Below are 17,058 nucleotides of genomic sequence, written 5' to 3' on the forward strand. Positions count from 1 at the left end.
AGCGCCGCATGAGCTATCGCACTCTAGCTATTGCGCGGGCCAACGGCCCTTCGACCGCTTTGAGCGTCTGTGATGGAGTCAAAAGAGTCCTGGAACCGACACGATTCAAGGACCGCAATTGGCTGCGGATTCAACCGGTCGATGCAACGTTTTGATGGAATCGTTCGGCCGGGGTATCAAAGTTGAGTGTCTTGCGCGGACGTTCATTGAGCCGCCTCGCGACGGCATTGAGTTTGGCTTGCGAGTACACAGAGAGATCCGTGCCTTTCGGGAAGTATTGTCTTAATAGGCCGTTCGTGTTCTCGTTGGAGCCCCGTTGCCAGGGATTCTGAGGGTCGCAGAAGTAGACCTGAATGTCGGTCGCCACGGTAAAGCGCTTGTGATCGGCCATCTCTTTTCCACGATCCCACGTCAGCGATTTGTACAGCTCCTGGGGTAATTTGCCTGCATGTTTGATCAAGGCGTTGACCACAGTCTCTGTGTCCTTGCTGGCAACCTTCACCAGCATCACAAACCTCGTCTGACGCTCGACCAAGGTGACGATCTGGCTGTTGTCGCTGCCGAAGAGAAGGTCGCCTTCCCAGTGGCCGGGAATCGCGCGATCAGAACCGCCCCGGGAACCGCGCGCGGCCCCCAATGCTTTCGCGCCGTCCTCGAGCCGGCGGCTTCCGGCGACGATCTCGATCGATGGACGCGCACGCATCGACGCGGCAGTGGATTCCCTGCCGGCGAACACCTACGATGCGCGCGCCCAGCCTTCCTCAGAGACGCTAGCGTTATGGCCAGATCCCGCTACCTGGCGCCACTGTGCTGCACCGCATTGCGGCGCGCGTACAGGAAGTAGATCACCAGCCCCACCGCCAGTCAGATCAGGAAGGCGGCCCAGGTCAGCGCCTGCAGGTGCGCCATCAGGAACAGGCAGAAGCCGATCGACAGCAGCGGCACCACCGGCACGCCCGGGCAGAGGAAGGCGCGCGGCAGCTCGGGGCGGGTCTTGCGCAGCACCAGCACCGCCACCGAGATCAGCGTAAAGGCCGCCAGCGTGCCGATATTGATCTGTTCCGCCAGTACGCTGAGTGGCACCAGGGCGGCAATCGCGGCAAACATGAGGCCCACGGTCCAAGTGGCAAAGTACGGCGTAGCATGTACCGGGTGCACCGAGGACAGCTGCCCGGGCAGGCAGGCGGCGCGGTCGCGCACATTCTGGCAGCATGGGCAAGCGAACCCGCCCTGAACCTCGGCCATGTCAACGCGGCCTTTGTCGAGCGACCTTTTGTCCAGCCTGGCGTAGGCTATGGCCTGGACGATGTCTGTCTCCGGATGCTTCTGCTTCTTTTGTTTGGAGGGTGTAAGAAGCGGCCGCGCTACCGTAAATTCATGAATTCCAACATCTGGCATCTTCAAAACCGAATAGCGAGCGATACTCAGACCCATCGCATCGCCGAAGGCTTCAACATGACTGCCGACCTTGCCCGCTCCTGGTTGACCTTCAGCGCGCCCGTGGCCGCCGCACGCGCCGCCGGCCGCCCGCTCGTGGCGCTGGAATCGACCATCATCGCTCACGGCATGCCGTACCCGGAGAACGTGCGCACTGCGCGCGAAGTGGAAGACTTGATCCGCAACCTAGGCGCAGAGCCAGCGACGATCGCGCTGATCGGTGGCCGGATCCGCATCGGCCTTGCGCATGATGAACTGGAACGGCTCGGCCGCTCGGGCCAGGCACAGAAGGTCAGCCGTCGCGACCTGCCGGCCGTGCTGGCCAGCGGAGGGCTCGGCGCCACGACGGTGGCGGGCACCATGATATGCGCTGCGCTGGCCGGCATCGAGGTCTTCGTCACCGGTGGCATCGGCGGCGTGCACCGCGGTGCGCAGGAGACCTTTGACATCTCGGCCGACCTGCAGGAGCTGGCGAAGACCTCCGTGGCAGTGGTCTGTGCCGGTGCGAAGTCCATCCTGGACATCGGGCTCACACTGGAATACCTGGAGACACATGGCGTGCCGGTGCTCAGTTGCGAGCAGGACAATGTCGCTGCGTTCTACACGCGCGACAGCGGCTTTCGCGCGGATTTCAGGCTGGACGATCCATCGCAGCAGGCACGCTTCATCCGCACCAAATGGGACCTCGGCCTGGCGGGCGGCGTGGTGTTGAGCACTCCCGTGCCAGAAGCGGCGGCGATGGCATCAGGCGAAATCGACGCGCTCACGCAGCAGGCGCTCGCCGACGCCATCGCGCAGGGGATCACCGGCAAGGCCGTGACCCCCTTCCTGCTGGCGCGAATCGAGGCCCTGACACGGGGGCGCAGCCTGGCGACGAACATCGCGCTCGTCAAACACAATGCCGAGGTGGGGGCAAGGCTGGCACTGGCGCTGGCACAGGGGCGGTGAAGCCCGGCCTTGAACTGCCATGGCGCCTGGGCTGGAGGGCCGGGCCTGCCTCGGCGATGCTTCAGCCGGCGAGCTCGCGGTGCAACGCCAGATATTCCTGCGCCAGCTTGTGGCGCGGGTCCAGGTGGATCATGGGGGTAGCGTACTGGTGCGATTCCCGGATCTTCACCGACGCAGAGAGCCGTGATTCAAGTACCGGCAGGCCCTCGCTTACCAGTTCTTCGACCAGTTTCGCCGGCAAGCTTGCACGCGGCTGGAACTGGTTGATCACGATGCCCTCGACCTGCAGCCCGTCGTTGTGGTCCTGCTGGATTTCCTTCACATTGTCGAGCAGCGAGTACAGGGCCCGGCGCGAAAAGTCATCGCAATCGAACGGGATCAGGCAGCGCTCCACGGCAATCAGCGCGGACCGGGTATAAAAATTCAGGGCTGGGGGCGTGTCGATGTAGATGGCGTCATAGACGGCATCCAGTTCAAGCAGGGCGTCGCGCAGCTTGTAGATCTTGTAGCGGGATTCCAGCTTGCCATGCAGCGCGTCCAGGTCAGGATGCGATGGCATCACATCCAGGTTCTCAAACGGCGTCGGGCGGACAAAGGACGTCACGTCGACCGGCTTGAAATTGTAGGTCAGGGACGTCTCGAAGAAGCTTGCCGCGGTCGGACCGGCCTCTCTGGCCTGCGCGCCCATCAGATACTGGGTCGAGTTGCCCTGCGCATCCAGGTCAACGACGAGGGTGCGCAAGCCTTCGCGGGCGCTGATCGCGGCGAGGTTGCATACAATGGTTGATTTTCCGACCCCACCCTTCTGATTGAATACGACGCGCCGCATTTGCCCCTCTGGAGAAGATCGATTCGAAGGCGAAAGCATACCTTAGCGAGGCGGGTGGCGGATAGCAGCCGGAAGCCCCGGAAGCGGGAGTTTCAAATCGCGTTTTGGGATATCGTCACCTCGAACATTGGCGCAATGGTTTTTTGGCAAAGCGTCATGACGGTCGGATGAACGCAGAGCATCGTGGCAAACCAGTGTGCGTGCCAATGCCGAAACGCGCTGATCGGGTGTTATATCGGATCCCCTGTCGCAAGTCTCCCGTCACCCCCTTGTACACCCGCCCCCGATTACCGAGACTTGAGGCCTGATTCGTGCGATAAGCCCCGACATGGACAAGCCCCCGCTGCCACCACACCCGTTGCTCGATGCGACGCTGCGCGCCGTTCCGCGCCGCTATCGCTTGCCGGACCTCGACGATGCTTGTGCGCGAGCGCGGGATGCCAGTCCAGCGACGACGCTCGCACTCGTGATCGAACAGGCCCGCGTCGCGCTGGCGCGTGGCGAAACGCCGGATGCGGAGTTGAAGGATCGCTTCACCGGCGCGCTCGCACGCATGGTGCGCGAAGCAATGCGGGCGGATGGCGGCGATCCGGTGTTCCAGGCGATGGTTCTGCGGCATCGGGCCGCGCCGGTGCGCGAGTACGCGTCGCTGTCCGCGCGCGCGGACCAGGACCGCCGCGCGATCCACGCCGCGGTCAATGCGGTCGCGCATCCCGGCAAGCAGCGAAGCCTCGGCCCTGGCCCGCAACGCGAGGCGCTGGCCCGGCTGCATGCATACGCGGGCGCTGCAGCCTGGAACGCGCTCCACGACGCGGTGCAGCGGTTGCTGGAGACGCCGCGGACGCCTGCGTCGGTCGACGAACCCCCAGCAGCACACGGTCTGAACCAGTTGCTGGAACACCCGGCCCTGGCACGTCTGCGGCGCCTGGATACGCTGGCGTCGGACCCGCTCGTCGTGGAATACCGGACGCTGTGGGAACGCTACGGTCCGCGCTCGGGCAGCGCTCGTGCCGTTGCGCAAGGCTTGTCGTCACGGCAGCGCGGCGAAGCCGCGGAGGCGCAGGCGACGCAGGCGCTCGAGGCACTGGCGCAGCGGCTGAATGCCGCGGTGGACGCACCGGCACCCTATCGCGTGGTGACGTCGATGCGCGTACCGGCCGCGATCCCGGCCGCGCATCAGCACGCCAAAAGCGAATGGGATGTGGTGCTGCTCAGGCAATCTGCCGGAGACTATGACAGTGCCGGAAGCACTCCGGCCTGGGATGTGTGCCTGCTGGTCGAGGTCAAGGCCTCCGTCGATGCTGCCACCACGGATTTTCCGCGGCTGCTGGGGGGCTTGCGGCTGCTGGCGCAGGCGGACCAGGACGCCGTGTATCCGTTCGCGACCCGGCAAGGCACGGTGCTGCTGCGCGGCGCCGCTCTGTGCGCCCTGCCCTCCGCATCCGCGGCGCTGGCCCGCACGGTGCTCTATTGCTGCGATGCGCCGGCCGAGCCGACACCACGCCTGCTCAGCGCCGCCAGCCGGATGCAATTGCTGTCAGCAACGCCGACGCTGGACTTCGCCGCGGTCCTGACGGCGGCTGCGCCTGTCGACGCGCGCGGGCTCGAGCCGGTCTGGCTGGCGCTGCTGGAAAGGGCCGACTGGGGTGCCGTGCTGAACCAGTACGCAACCCTGCGGCAGGTCCGTGAACTGGTGGTGCATACGGACGACTTGCTGGCGGCGGTGTAGGCAAGGCGTGGCCGGGCCAACCCGCGCGCCGGCATGGTCGACCTACGCTCCGCTGTCAGGACGCGGCGCCAGCAGGTCTTCGAAGAAGAATGCCGCCAGCTGATGACGCCCGCTGACCTTGGCTTTGGCATAGAGATTGGCGGCGTGCTGCCGCACGGTCTTCGCTCCGGTCTCGCGCACGCCCGCGATTTCTTCCAGAGACAGGCCCTTGACCAGCAGTAACGCGACGTCCCTTTCGGCCGGGGTCAGGCCCCAGCGCTCGAACTGCTCCTGCATCGACTGCAGGAAATCGCGCGTGGACCGTTGTGCGGCAGCGTCGCGTTCAGCCGCCGCGCGCGCTGCGGCATCGGCCGAATGCTTGAGCGTTTCGAACGCGTGCGAGGCACGCCGGCGCTCACTGATCACGATGCCGAGGATCACCAGGAACGCAATCGTCGCCGCTGTTTCGGCATAGAGGTGAAACGACGGCCCGCTGCTGACAAGCTGGTACAGGTCCCATGCCTGATAAAGCGGGAAGATGGCAAGCATGAGCAGGAACTTTGGAGGCATAGGCGTTCGGTCTCGGGCCAGCCCATGGCGAGCCGGCCGGGGAAAAACGAGCATCACGGCGGACGCGTAATGTAACTGATTCTCAATAACAGGCCAAGCCCCGTAAGCGGACAAGCCGCCTCCATACGTGCTCCATATAGCACAAAACCCTCTGCCGGACACATGTCCCGGGCCCTGCTATGTGCTTTATATTCCACTCAGATACGGAACAAAGGGCCCGAGTGGGCGCGGCAAATGCCGGTGACAGGCCTTCATGGCGTCGCGTATGAGAATGCGTCGCATTAGCATGATTCGACTGCTTCCCATCCCATGCATTGCTTACTGCGCTTCCCCGCACATCGATCCGAGGCCCGACTCATGCAAGAGATTTTCATACTCGCTCACGTACCGACCCCCGCCGTCAACGACGGCTTCCTGCCGGCGGCGCGCGCGCTCGGGCGCTCCGTCGTCTTGTTGACGGATTGTGCCGATGCCCATCGCGCCCACTTTGCCGGCACCGGCCTGCCCGCCTACCCGCAAGACATCGTCCCGTGCGATGTCTTCAACCCGCTGGCGGTGATCGACGCCCTCACCCGCCGCGGCGGCAAGCCCGCGGCCGTGTTTTCCAACAGCGATCACCTGCAGGCGGCCACTGCCATCGCATCGGCGTACTTTGGCCTGCCGGGCAAGGACTGGCGCACCGCCTACGCCGCCAAGAACAAGGCAGAGATGCGGCGACGCCTGGCAGAGTCGGGCATCGACACGCTCTGGCACGCAGTGGTTTGCGACCGCGCCGGCCTGGCCGCGCTTGCCGATGTGCCGATGCCGTGCATCGTCAAGCCGCGCGAAGGCGTGGCCAGCCAGCAGGTCAGCCTGGCGCGCAGCCGCGCCGAGCTGGCCGAGCATTGCGGCGCGATCTGGGCCCGGCACCCGGGTCAGGCATTGCTGCTGGAAGAATACCTGGAGGGCCCGCTGTATACGCTCGAAACGCTGGGCGATGGCAAGGCGCTGCGCGCGCTGGGCGGCTTCCGCGTGACCCTGTCGCCGCCGCCGTACTTCGTTGAGCTGGAAGCGGTATGGGGCACCGGCCTGCCCGCCTCGGTCGAAGCCGAAGTGCTGGACACCATCCGCCGCTTCGGCATCGGTTTCGGCGCCTGCCATACCGAATACGTCCTGACCGCGAACGGCCCGCGCCTGATCGAGATCAACTACCGCAGCATCGGCGACTACCGCGAGTTCCTGCTGTCCGACACGCTGCAGTTCCCGCTGTTCGAGCAGATCCTGCGCCTGCACCTGGGCGAGGCGCTGCCAGCGCTCGAGGTGCCGCGGCGCGCGGCGTGGATTCGCTATTTCACCGCGCAGGCCGAAGGCACGCTGCGCCACGCGCCGGCACACAGCCAGCATGAAGGCGACGGGGTCCGGCTGACCTACCAGCCGCTGCGCAAGGTGGGAGAGGCGATCCAGCTGACCAATTCCAACAAGGATTACCTGGGCGTGCTGCGCGGCTGCGGCCCCGACAGCGCGGGCCTTGCCGCGGCGGTCGAACTGGCCAGCAGCAAGCTGGCCTGGGAGATCGCGCAATGAGCGCCCGCATGCCCGACCAACCGTCCCGGTCCGCCCATGCTACCGACGCCGATGTGGATTACATCTGCGTTCGCGTCGTCGACACCCTGCTGCGCGAGGACGTGCGCGCCTGCGTCAGCCGCGGCGAGTTGTATGGCGCTGGCGCGGTACCGGGCGCCGCGCATGGTTTCGACGCCGGCCAGCAGTGGCTGCGCCTGCCGCGCCTTGGCGCCGGCACGCTGTGGGTCCCGGTAACACCCACGCGCTACATGCAGGAATGGCGCCTGACCCGCCTGCCCGTGCTGCACCAGGCGGACGGCGCGTTCGCCCCGCTGCATGAGATCGACACCATCCTGGCCGCCTTTGCGGACGGGCTGCCCGACGAAGACGCGCGCCTGTTCACCGCCTACGGCGACGAATGCCGTGCCGCGGCCGCGCATCGCACCGTGTCGATGGCCGAGCGCGCTCGCTGGTTCGCGCAGGCCGACAGCGCGGGCGGATACGCGTTGCCCGCATGGAACCAGCGCATGCTGCACTACGATCGCGTCGCGGGCTTTCTCGACCATCCCTACTACCCCACCGCGCGCGCCAAGCTGGGCTTTGCCGGCGCCGACCTGGCCCGCTACGCGCCCGAGTTCCAGCCGGCCTTCGCGCTGAACTGGCTCGCGGTCCCGCGCCAGCTCCATCATGGCAGCGGCGACGCGTTGCCGCCGAACTGGCCGGATTTCGCCGAAGTCGGCCTCGATCCCGCGCTGGCCCGCTCGCATGCGCTGGTGCCGGTGCATCCCTTCGTCTGGCAGCATCACCTCGATGGCTTCCTCGTCGATGCCGGGCTCGACGGCCAGGTCATCCGCGCACCGCGCGCCTGCCTGCGCGTGACGCCCACCTTGTCGGTGCGCTCGCTGGTCGTGCTCGACGCTCCCGCCTGGCATATCAAGCTGCCGCTGACGATCCGCACGCTGGGCGCCAAGAACATCCGCACCATCAAGCCCAGCACCATCGGCGATGGCCATCGCATCCAGACCCTGCTTGGCGACATTGTCCGGCAGGAGCCCGCCCTGCACGGGCAGGTGCTGCTGACCGACGAAGCCAACGGCGCCCATGTCGAGCAGCGCCCGTTCCTGGGCTATATCCTGCGCCGCTATCCCGAGCAGCAACTGGCGGACAAGACGGTGGTCCCGGTGGCGGGCCTGCTGGCTGAAACCGCCAGTGGCCTGTGCGTGGCCGAGGAACTCGCCGGCCGCTATCACGGCGGCGATCTCGAGGCCTGGCTCGACGCCTACCTGGCGCTGACCCTGCAGCTGCACCTGACGCTGTGGCTGCGTTATGGCGTGGCGCTGGAATCCAACCAGCAGAACTCGATGCTGGTCTACGACGCCGATGGCCTGCGCCTGATGCTCAAGGACAACGATGCCGCGCGCATCGACCGCACCCTGCTCGCGCGCCGCTGGCCGGCACTGGCGGCCCGCCTCGAAGGCCTGGAAGACCAGCGCATCGGCGTCGACGCGGCGCTGCCGCTGGCGCAGATGTTCGTCACCATCACGCTGCAGCTGAACATCGCGGCGCTGGTGGAAGGCCTGGCGCAGCGTCGCGGCAGCGACCCCGCCGCGGGCTACGCGGGCGTGCGGCGCCACGTCGAGGCCATCCTGGCCGACCTGGCCGCCGCGGGTGAGGACGCCGCCTATGCGCGCCAGGTCCTGCTCGACGACGAGCGGCTGCACCTGAAGTACTTGCTGACCGCCGCGTCGCTGGCGGCTAAGGCCCAGACCGGCGCCACCGACGTCAACAAGTTCTATGGCAAGCGTGCCCCCAATTTCCTCAGGGTGGCCGCATGAGCGCCGGCACGCGGCAGGTTGTCGCGGTGGTCATGCTGTGCCATTTCATCGCCGCGTTCGCGGCGCTGGGCATGCCGCCGTTCTTCGCGCTGATCCTGCAGCGCTCGTTGCACAACGACGTGCCGTGGCTCGCGGGCGCGTTCTATGTGGTACCAACGCTGCTGGCGGCGCTCTCGGCGCCATGGTGGGGCCGGCTCGCGGACCGCTTCGGCAAGAAGCCGCTGCTGATGCGCGCGCAACTGGGGCTGGCGGCAAGCTTCCTGCTCGCCAGCTATGCGACCAGCTCGTCTGCGTTCCTGGCGGCGCTGGTGCTGCAGGGCGTGCTGGGCGGCACGTTCTCGGCCTCCAACGCCTACCTGGCCACGGTCGCCAGCGGCACCACCCTCACGCGCAGCCTGACGGCGATGCAGTGGTCGGCGCGCGCCGCGCTGGTGGCGGCGCCCGCCTGCCTCGGCCTGTGGATGGGGGCCGAATCACCGCTCGTGCTGTACCGCTGGCTGGCGCTGCTGCCGCTGGCCGCCGCGGCGCTGATCGCCTGGCTGCCCGCGGGCGACGCCACCGGCACGGCGCGGCGGCCGGCGGCACGCTCCGGCGGCGCCACCACGGCGGCGCCGGCCACGCCGCGGCAGATCTATGTGCTGCAGTTCGCGTTCGTATTTGCCACCGTGGCCACGTTTCCCTACTTCATCCCGGACCTGCAGCACCGCATGCCCGCCCTCTCCACGGCCGCAGCCGGGCTGCTGTTCGGGCTGCCCCACCTGGTGTACCTGGCCGCGGCACCGCTGCTGTCGCGGCGGCTGGGGCTGGCGCCGTCGCTGACGCTGCTTGCCACCGCCTACGGCACGCTGGCGCTCGCGCTGCTGGCGCAGGCCGCGTCCCTGGGGCTGCCGGCGCTGGTGGCGTGGCGGCTGCTGATGGGCATCGCCATGACGGCCGGCTTTATCGCGCTGCATGCGCTGGTCGCCAGCGTGGTGCACGCGGGCAACGCCGGCCGCACCTTCGGCTGGTTCGAAAGCAGTTCGAAATGGGGCGGCGTCGCGGCCGGGCTTGGCGCCGGCGCGGCGGTCAGCCTGGGCGGCCAGCGCGCGCCCTACCTGCTTGGCGCGGCGTTGCTGGCGCCGGCCGTCGCCTACCTGGTCCTTACCGCCCGACAGCGGATGAGCCCGCTCTGATCCCTCCCGAGAACGAGGTCACAAGACAATGCAAACGCAAAGCAAGATGGAACCTGCCGGCATGCGCCGCCGCCCGTTGGCTGAACCGGCTGAACCGGCTGAACCGGCAGGACTGGCAGCGGTGGCCGCCGCGCGGCGCTGCCAGGAAACGCTGCTGAACTGCTACTGCCGCGAAGTCGCGGCCCCTGCCGGCCAGTTGCGCGTCGGCCCGCCCGCCGGGCACAACGACTGGCCCGCGACCATCGCCATGACCTTGCAGCGCGAACCGGCCCAGGTGCTGGAAGTGCAGCTGCCGAATAGCCACGACCGCTTGCTGGCGGTGGTCGGCGGGGCCTGGCTGACCGGCAACTACCGCTACCTGTCGCCGGTCTTGCACAAGGCCGAGAACAAGCCATGGGCGCTGCTCGACTGGGAAGCGCTGGCCGCGCTGCTGTTGCGCGAGATGGCGCAACAGCATGAACTGCCGCCCAACACCGAGCTGATGGAGCAGATCCGCAACAGCGTCGCCGTCAGCACCGAAGTGCTGTCGGTGCCGGTATCCGCTACGATCCCGGCCGATCCGGTCGACGCCTATATCGATTCCGAACAATCGCTGACCTTCGGCCACCCCTTCCATCCCACGCCCAAAAGCCGGCAGGGCTTTTCCGACGAGGACCTGCTACGCTACTCGCCTGAGTTGCGCACGCGCTTTGCGCTGGCGTGGTTCGCGGTGCCGCGCGCCGACATCGCGCAGCAGTCGCTGCTCGATGCCAGCTGCGACCAGCTGATCGCGGCGAATGCTCCGGCCGTCGCCGCCGACCGCGTCGCGGTGCCGGTCCATCCGTGGCAGGCGGGCTACCTGCGCGAGCATCCGCTGGTGCGCGCGGCGCTGGCAAGTGGACGCATTCAGGACCTGGGGTCGCACGGCGCCGACTTCTTCCCGACCTCGTCGATCCGGACCCTGTACCAGCCCGGCAATCCGTACTTCTACAAGCTGTCGCTGAACATCCGCATCACCAACTGCGTGCGCAAGAACGCATGGTATGAGCTGGAAAGCGCGATGCATGTCAACCGCGTGCTGCGCCCGCTGCTGCCCGAGCTGGCGCGCGCGTTCCCGGGCCTGGCGCTGATGGAGGAGCCGGCGTTCCTGTCGGTCGACCTTGGGCACGCCGACCTCGAGCAGAACCGCCAGGTCATCGAAGGCTTCGGCCTGATCCTGCGCCAGAGTGTCGATACGCTGCGCGCGCCCGACTGCGTGCCGCTGCTGGCCGGCTCGCTGTTCGGCAACCACTATTACGGCGATGCGCGCATGCAGCGCCTGCTCACGGCGCTCGCCGCGCAGGCAAGGACCACGGTGAATGCCATGACCGAGCGCTGGTTCTCCGCCTATGTGGAGCAGTTGATCTACCCGGTGTTCCACCTGTTCTTCGCGCACGGCGTCATCTTCGAGCCGCACCTGCAGAACGTGGTGCTGGGCCTGCGCCAGGACATGCCGGCGCAGCTGTTCCTGCGCGACTTCGAGGGGGTCAAGCTGACGCCTGCGCGCCATCCCGCGTCGTCCATGGCCGGCATCAGCGAGCGCGCGCGGTCGTCGCTATGGTATGACGAGGAGCAGGGCTGGAACCGCGTCGCCTATTGCCTGTTCGTCAACAACCTGTGCGAAGTGATCGCGCAGCTCGGTGCCGGCCGGCAGGCCTTGAACGCGCGGCTGTGGTCGGTGGTGCGCCATCACCTCCATACCTACCAGCATCGCCACGGCAATGCGGCCTCGGCACAGCGCATTAATGGCCTGCTGGCCGGCCGCCCGTTCCCGGCCAAGACGAATTTCAGCAACCGCTTCTTCCAGCGCGCCGACCGCGCCTCGACCTACGTGCCCGTCGCCAACCCGATCCCCTTTGCCGGCATGGAGGCGGCATGGCAATGACCGCTCCCGAGCTGCGCTGGTCGCACGTCGCCGACCACCTGCACCATGCGCTCGCCGACGCAGGCGCCCCGCTCAGCGCCTACGTCTACGACCTCGAGGCGCTGCGGGCTCACGCCGCCAGCATCGCGGGCAGCCTGCCGCCGGGCTTCGAGCTGTTCTATGCGATCAAGGCCAACTCCGACCTGCCGATCCTGCAGACGCTGGCACCGCTGGCGCATGGCTTCGAGATTTCCTCGGGCGGCGAGCTGGCCTGGGTGCGCGAGCACTTTGCCGAGGCGCCGCTGATCTTCAGCGGCCCCGGCAAGACCGACGCGGAACTGGCCGGCGCGCTGGAACTCGGGGTCGAGGCGCTGCATGTGGAAAGCCTGCATGAGCTGGAACGCCTGGCCTGGCTCGCCCGCGAGCGCGGCGTCGTTGCCCCGGTGCTGCTGCGCGTCAACCTGGCGCTCGAGGGGCTGCAGGCCACCACGCTGATGATGGGCGGCAAGCCCACGCCGTTCGGCATCGCCGGCGACCAGTTGCCCGCGTGCCTGGCATGGTTGCGCGCGCACCCTGAAATCCGGTTGCGCGGCTTCCATTTCCACCTGATGTCCCACCAGCTCGACGCCCCCGCCCACCTGCGACTGCTCGACGCTTACCTGCACCAGGTCAGGCGCTGGCGCGCAGAATACGGGCTCGACATGCTCGACCAGGTCAACGTCGGCGGCGGCATCGGCGTCAATTACCGCGAGCCCGAACGGCAGTTCGACTGGGCCCGCTTTGCCGAAGGCCTGCCGGCGCTGTCGGCGCAGCGCGACGGTCTGACCGTGCGCTTCGAATGCGGGCGCTATATCACCGCGTTCTGCGGCTACTACGCCATGGAGGTGATCGACGTCAAGCACGCCTTCGACCGTGCCTTCGCCGTGGCCTGCGGCGGCACGCACCACTTCCGCACGCCCTATGCGCAGGGGCACAGCCACCCGTTCCGGGTGCTGCCGGTGGCGTCGTGGCGCTATCCGTTCGCCCGCCCCGGCGTGCGCGAGGCGCGCGTCAGCGTGGTCGGGCAACTTTGCACGCCCAAGGACATCCTCGCGCACGACGCCTACGTCGACAGCGTGCGCGCCGGCGACCTGGTGGTGTTCCCGTATGCCGGCGCCTACGCCTGGCACATCTCGCACCACGACTTCCTGCGCCACCCGCACCCCCGCCACTGCTACCTGCCGGTGGAGAATGCCCATGCTGCAGCCTAACCGGCTCAAGGCCGCGCTCGCGGCCGGGCGCGATGTGTTCGGGCTGATCAACTCGCTGCCGTTGCCGCTGATGGCAGAGATGATCGGCTACGCCGGCTTCGACTTCGTGATCCTTGACCTCGAGCATGTCGGCGTGAACCCGCAGACGCTCGAGAACATGATCCGCGCCGCGGAATGCGCGGGCACCACGGCCCTGGTCCGGGTGCCGCGGGCAGCGCCTGACATCATTCTGCGGGTGCTGGATGCCGGCGCGCAGGGCATCGTGGTGCCGCACGTATGCAGCCGAGCGACCGCCGAACTGGCGGTCCACAGCGCGCGCTACCACCCGCTCGGCAAGCGCGGCATCGCCGGCGGGCGGACCACCGGCTTCGGTACGCTGAGCTTGTCCGAGTACATGGAACGCGCCAACCGCGAGCTGATGGTGGTGGCCATGATCGAGGACCGCGCAGGCGTCGACGCGATCGAAGAAATCGTTGCCGTGCCCGGCATCGACATGGTGCTGGAGGGTGCGATCGACCTGTCGCAAAGCCTGGGCGTCCCCGCCGACGCGCAGCATCCCGCCGTGCAGGCCGCGATCCGCCGCATCGCGCAGGCCTGCCAGGCCCGCGTCGTGCCGTTCTGCGCCATTCCGCGCGCGGCCGGGCAATGCGAGCAGTGGCGCGAGCAAGGCGTGCACGCCTTCCTGCTGGGAGACGATCGCGCCACCGCCTTCCGCGCCATGAAGCAGCTGGTGGCGGGCTACCGGCGTGAATCGTCAGGCTGAATCCTGGAACGATCAGCATCCCGCCCCTGTTCCCGCCAGCGCCCTGTGCGGCGGCATCGGCATGCCGCGGTGCCAGCAGTGTCCGGTATTCCCGAGCTGTTCTTTCAGCCCTGCGCGTGATTTCTGCACCGCTGTCGTTGCCGTTGCCGCGGCAGGGGCCGGCGCCGCGCCACCCGTCAGGAATATGCACCGGTTCGGCCGCCTTTTGAAGAAAGGAGGTGCTATGTCAACCATCGAAGAGTCGATCGACGTCCGGGTGCCGGTGCAGGTCGCGTATCAGCAATGGTGCCGGTTCGAGGAGTTTCCCCGGTTCATGGAGGGGGTCGAAGAGGTCGCCATCCCCGTCTGCCCTTGTCGGCAATCGAACCAGCATTGGCAGGGGCGAATACAGCGAAACTGTCCCTGTCTGCCATCGCCCTGCCCTGCTACTCTTTGCAAGACTAAAAGGCCTCACTGCGCAAGGAGTATCGGAACATGAAGACCATCGGCCTGATTGGCGGCATGAGCTGGGAGTCCTCGGCCGAGTACTACCGGCTGATCAACCAGGACATGAAAGCGCGGCTGGGCGGCCACCACAACGCCCGCAGCCTGATGGCCACCGTCTGCTTCGAAGAGATCAAGGCCTTGCAGCACGCCGGGCAATGGGACGAGCTGGGGCGGCTGATGCAGCAAGCCGCGCGACAGGTCGAGGCCGGCGGCGCCGATTTCGTGCTGCTCTGTACCAACACCATGCATCGGGTAGCGCCGGCGATCGAAGCCGCGCTTACCGTCCCCTTCGTCCATATCGTCGATCCGACCGCGCGGGCGTTGCACAAGGCCGGCATCCGGCGCGTAGGCCTGCTTGGCACCCGCTTCACCATGGAGCAGGACTTCTACCGCGGACGGATGCGCGACCGGCATGGCATCGATGTCGTGGTGCCGGACCTGGCCGGGCGCGAACGGGTTCACGCCATCATCTACGAAGAGCTATGCCACGGCATCGTCCGCGACGAAGCCCGCGCCGACTACCAGCGCATCATCGCCGCGCTCGCGGCGCAGGGCGCCGAGGGCGTCATCCTTGGCTGCACGGAAATCACGCTGCTGATCGGCCAGGGGGATGTGGCGCTGCCGGTGTTCGATACCACTGCGCTCCATGCGCAGGCCGGGGTGGCGCTGGCGCTCGCCTGAGTAAATTCCGGCTTTGCGTCGAACCGACCTGCGTGCCGCATGCGATGACTGCAGCGCAGGATTTCAGGCTGACACCGGCTTCCGGCCACCCCAACTACCCCGCCAGCCCCGCCTTGCCGCGCTTGAGCTGAAACGCCACCGACACCCTGTCTGCCGGATAAATAGTGTCGGTGATCTCCAGGATCCTGCCGAAGGCGTCCTTGTAATGGCGGACCAGGCGCAGGCCCGCCGAGTCCGGCGCCACGACCAGCTGTTCGGCCAGCGGCGAGGCGATCAGCACTGCCGTCACCAGCTGGCGGATCTCGCTGATGACGATGGCGCATTCACGCTCGATCAGGGCGCTGACCATGACGTGGGGCTGGCGCTGGATGGTGTCGACCAGCCCGGCGAGCGACGCGTCCAGGTAGATGTCCGCGCGCGCGACCGGCGTGTTGCCACGCAAGGCGTCCACGCGCAGGCCGCTCAACTGGATCCAGGCACCGCCCACGGGCGCTTCCAGCCGCCGTGCCAGCGGCCGGTCCAGCGTGACCTGGCGCACCGCCTCGATGGCGCGGATCTCGGTGGCGGCGACGCGCACCAGGTCTTCGGCGGTGCCGAACGACTGGGTATAGGCAGCGCCCGGGGCGGCGCTCTCGACGATAGTGCCCACCGCCTTCTTGCGCGAAATGTAGCCCAGGTCCTGCAGCATCCGCAGCGATGCGCGCACGGTATGGCGGCTGACGCCGTGCTGCTCGGCCAGGTCGTGCTCGGTCGGCAGCAGGCTGCCGACCACGCGGCGGCCCTCGACGATGTCACGAACCAGCGTGCTGGCCAGTTCGGCATAGCGCGTGGGCGCGACGGGTAACCCGGTCCGGTGTGCTTTCGGTGTGGCCATGGAGGATGTAGTGCCAGTCTCTTGCCCGCGCATTGTAAGCGCCCGCGGCATGGCCGGCCTGCCCCGCCCGCGCGGTGTCAGCTTGCGTAAAAGCGCTGGTCGGCCTCCGCGGGCAAGGTCATGCCGGTGACCTTGGCCTTTTCCAGCACTTCCCAGAAGTAGCGGTACGTGGCGCGGTCATGAAGCTCGTCCTGGTACTGGATCGGTCCCCAGTCGGCGTCCTGCGCCGCCACCAGGATGCCGGCCGCATCCTCGACCTCGGCGAAATCGGGCCGCATGGCGTTGACGATCGGCAGGATCTGCGCCGGATAGATGCTCCACATGCGCAGGAAGCCGAAGTCATGGCGCGCGCGCCGGGCATCCGCTGCGACCACGTCGCCATCCTTCAGGTTCAGGCAGACGTTGTGCGCGGGCACGATGCCATTGGCCAGCGCCGCGGCCACCATGTCGGCCTTGGCCCGCGCCAGCAGCGCGTGCTCGAACTGGCCCGGGCTGCGCATGGCGGCCGCCGGGATCGCGCCATGATGGCCGCTGACGAAATCCATCAGGCCAAAGTCCAGCACCTCGATGCCGGGCAGTCCGGCGATCTGGAACACGTCGCGCAGCGCGCCGTGGGTTTCTACCAGCACATGTACCGGCACGCCGCCGCTGACGCCCGCCTTTTCTGCCGCCGCCGCGATATACCGGATCACTTCATCGACCTGGGCACAGCTGGTGGCCTTCGGCACGGTGATATAGGCCACGCGGCGCCCGGCCTCGCCGACGATGATGTCGACGTCCTGGCGCCAGGCGGGATGCGACGGGTCATGGATGCGCGCGCCGGCGCGGCCGAAACGGTTGCGCCCGTCGTTGATCATCCGCGCCACCATGGCGGCATGCTCGCGCTCCTGGCCCGCGGCGGCGCCATCCTCGCAGTCGCAGGTGATATCGAAGACCGGGCCGTATTCGGCCTGCAGGTCCATGGCCTTGCCGATCAGCTTCTCGCTGCCGGCGAAGTGCTCGCAGGCGGCCAGTACCGGAAAGGCTTTCTCGCCGGCAAAGAGGGCATCGCGTGGGTGGGTCTTGGTGGTCATGAGGTGTC

At 67.5% G+C, this 17,058-nt stretch carries 13 protein-coding genes and 2 pseudogenes; 9 read left to right on the forward strand and 6 right to left on the reverse strand.

All coding sequences use genetic code 11. The annotated features are described in order from the left end of the window. Positions 1–130 precede the first annotated feature (130 nt). Positions 131–604: pseudogene (locus tag CBM2586_RS23635) on the reverse strand (IS30 family transposase); the annotation flags it as partial. A 188-nt stretch (positions 605–792) separates the two neighbouring features. Further along, positions 793–1,179 (reverse strand): annotated as a pseudogene (locus CBM2586_RS23640) (amino acid permease C-terminal domain-containing protein); the annotation flags it as partial. A gap of 276 nt (positions 1,180–1,455) precedes the next feature. Between CBM2586_RS23640 and CBM2586_RS23645 the strand changes: the two are divergent. After that, on the forward strand, positions 1,456–2,385 hold the full coding sequence (locus tag CBM2586_RS23645) for a pseudouridine-5'-phosphate glycosidase (RefSeq protein ID WP_115690173.1): 930 nt from the start codon (positions 1,456–1,458) through the stop codon (positions 2,383–2,385). A gap of 61 nt (positions 2,386–2,446) precedes the next feature. Here CBM2586_RS23645 and CBM2586_RS23650 read toward each other — a convergent pair whose 3' ends face one another. Then, the gene (locus CBM2586_RS23650; protein WP_115690175.1) at positions 2,447–3,214 is read right to left on the reverse strand and encodes a ParA family protein; all 768 of its coding nucleotides are present in this window, start codon (positions 3,212–3,214) and stop codon (positions 2,447–2,449) included. A 328-nt stretch (positions 3,215–3,542) separates the two neighbouring features. On the opposite strand from CBM2586_RS23650, the gene CBM2586_RS23655 reads away from it, so the two are divergent. Beyond that, entirely contained in the window at positions 3,543–4,943 is a 1,401-nt protein-coding gene (locus CBM2586_RS23655; RefSeq protein ID WP_115690177.1) for a 3-deoxy-D-arabino-heptulosonate 7-phosphate synthase, read from the forward strand. A gap of 42 nt (positions 4,944–4,985) precedes the next feature. Here the strand turns inward: CBM2586_RS23655 and CBM2586_RS23660 are convergent, their stop codons facing one another. Further along, positions 4,986–5,471 carry a helix-turn-helix transcriptional regulator gene (locus CBM2586_RS23660; RefSeq protein ID WP_231942804.1) on the reverse strand — a complete coding sequence of 162 codons (486 nt, stop codon included), beginning with the start codon at positions 5,469–5,471 and terminating at the stop codon, positions 4,986–4,988. A gap of 378 nt (positions 5,472–5,849) precedes the next feature. Between CBM2586_RS23660 and CBM2586_RS23665 the strand changes: the two genes are divergently transcribed. The 7 genes from CBM2586_RS23665 (at position 5,850) to CBM2586_RS23695 (ending at position 15,103) form a co-directional block, all read left to right on the forward strand. Continuing rightward, positions 5,850–7,055: a siderophore biosynthesis protein gene (locus CBM2586_RS23665; RefSeq protein ID WP_115690179.1), complete on the forward strand. Its 1,206-nt coding sequence runs from the start codon at positions 5,850–5,852 to the stop codon at positions 7,053–7,055. After that, positions 7,052–8,869 carry an IucA/IucC family protein gene (locus tag CBM2586_RS23670; protein WP_115690181.1) on the forward strand — a complete coding sequence of 606 codons (1,818 nt, stop codon included), beginning with the start codon at positions 7,052–7,054 and terminating at the stop codon, positions 8,867–8,869. The genes CBM2586_RS23665 and CBM2586_RS23670 overlap by 4 nt, the downstream gene beginning before the upstream one ends. Further along, the gene (locus tag CBM2586_RS23675; protein ID WP_115664301.1) at positions 8,866–10,041 is read left to right on the forward strand and encodes an MFS transporter; all 1,176 of its coding nucleotides are present in this window, start codon (positions 8,866–8,868) and stop codon (positions 10,039–10,041) included. Before CBM2586_RS23670 ends, CBM2586_RS23675 begins: the two co-directional genes overlap by 4 nt. A gap of 61 nt (positions 10,042–10,102) precedes the next feature. After that, complete coding sequence (locus tag CBM2586_RS23680) at positions 10,103–11,944, forward strand: IucA/IucC family protein (RefSeq protein WP_115691444.1); 1,842 nt, start codon at positions 10,103–10,105, stop codon at positions 11,942–11,944. Continuing rightward, on the forward strand, positions 11,941–13,173 hold the full coding sequence (locus CBM2586_RS23685; protein WP_115690183.1) for a type III PLP-dependent enzyme: 1,233 nt from the start codon (positions 11,941–11,943) through the stop codon (positions 13,171–13,173). The genes CBM2586_RS23680 and CBM2586_RS23685 overlap by 4 nt, the downstream gene beginning before the upstream one ends. Then, complete coding sequence (locus tag CBM2586_RS23690; protein ID WP_115690185.1) at positions 13,160–13,936, forward strand: HpcH/HpaI aldolase family protein; 777 nt, start codon at positions 13,160–13,162, stop codon at positions 13,934–13,936. Before CBM2586_RS23685 ends, CBM2586_RS23690 begins: the two co-directional genes overlap by 14 nt. A gap of 474 nt (positions 13,937–14,410) precedes the next feature. After that, positions 14,411–15,103 carry an aspartate/glutamate racemase family protein gene (locus CBM2586_RS23695; protein WP_115664298.1) on the forward strand — a complete coding sequence of 231 codons (693 nt, stop codon included), beginning with the start codon at positions 14,411–14,413 and terminating at the stop codon, positions 15,101–15,103. 94 nt (positions 15,104–15,197) lie between these two features. Here the strand turns inward: CBM2586_RS23695 and CBM2586_RS23700 are convergent, their stop codons facing one another. Both CBM2586_RS23700 and CBM2586_RS23705 read right to left on the reverse strand, forming a co-directional pair. After that, positions 15,198–15,977: a GntR family transcriptional regulator gene (locus CBM2586_RS23700; RefSeq protein WP_115690187.1), complete on the reverse strand. Its 780-nt coding sequence runs from the start codon at positions 15,975–15,977 to the stop codon at positions 15,198–15,200. A 77-nt stretch (positions 15,978–16,054) separates the two neighbouring features. Beyond that, positions 16,055–17,050: an HpcH/HpaI aldolase/citrate lyase family protein gene (locus CBM2586_RS23705; RefSeq protein ID WP_115690189.1), complete on the reverse strand. Its 996-nt coding sequence runs from the start codon at positions 17,048–17,050 to the stop codon at positions 16,055–16,057. Between the last annotated feature and the right edge of the window lie 8 nt (positions 17,051–17,058).

It is taken from the genome of Cupriavidus taiwanensis (genome assembly GCF_900250115.1).
GTDB classification, from domain to species: Bacteria; Pseudomonadota; Gammaproteobacteria; order Burkholderiales; family Burkholderiaceae; genus Cupriavidus; species Cupriavidus taiwanensis_B.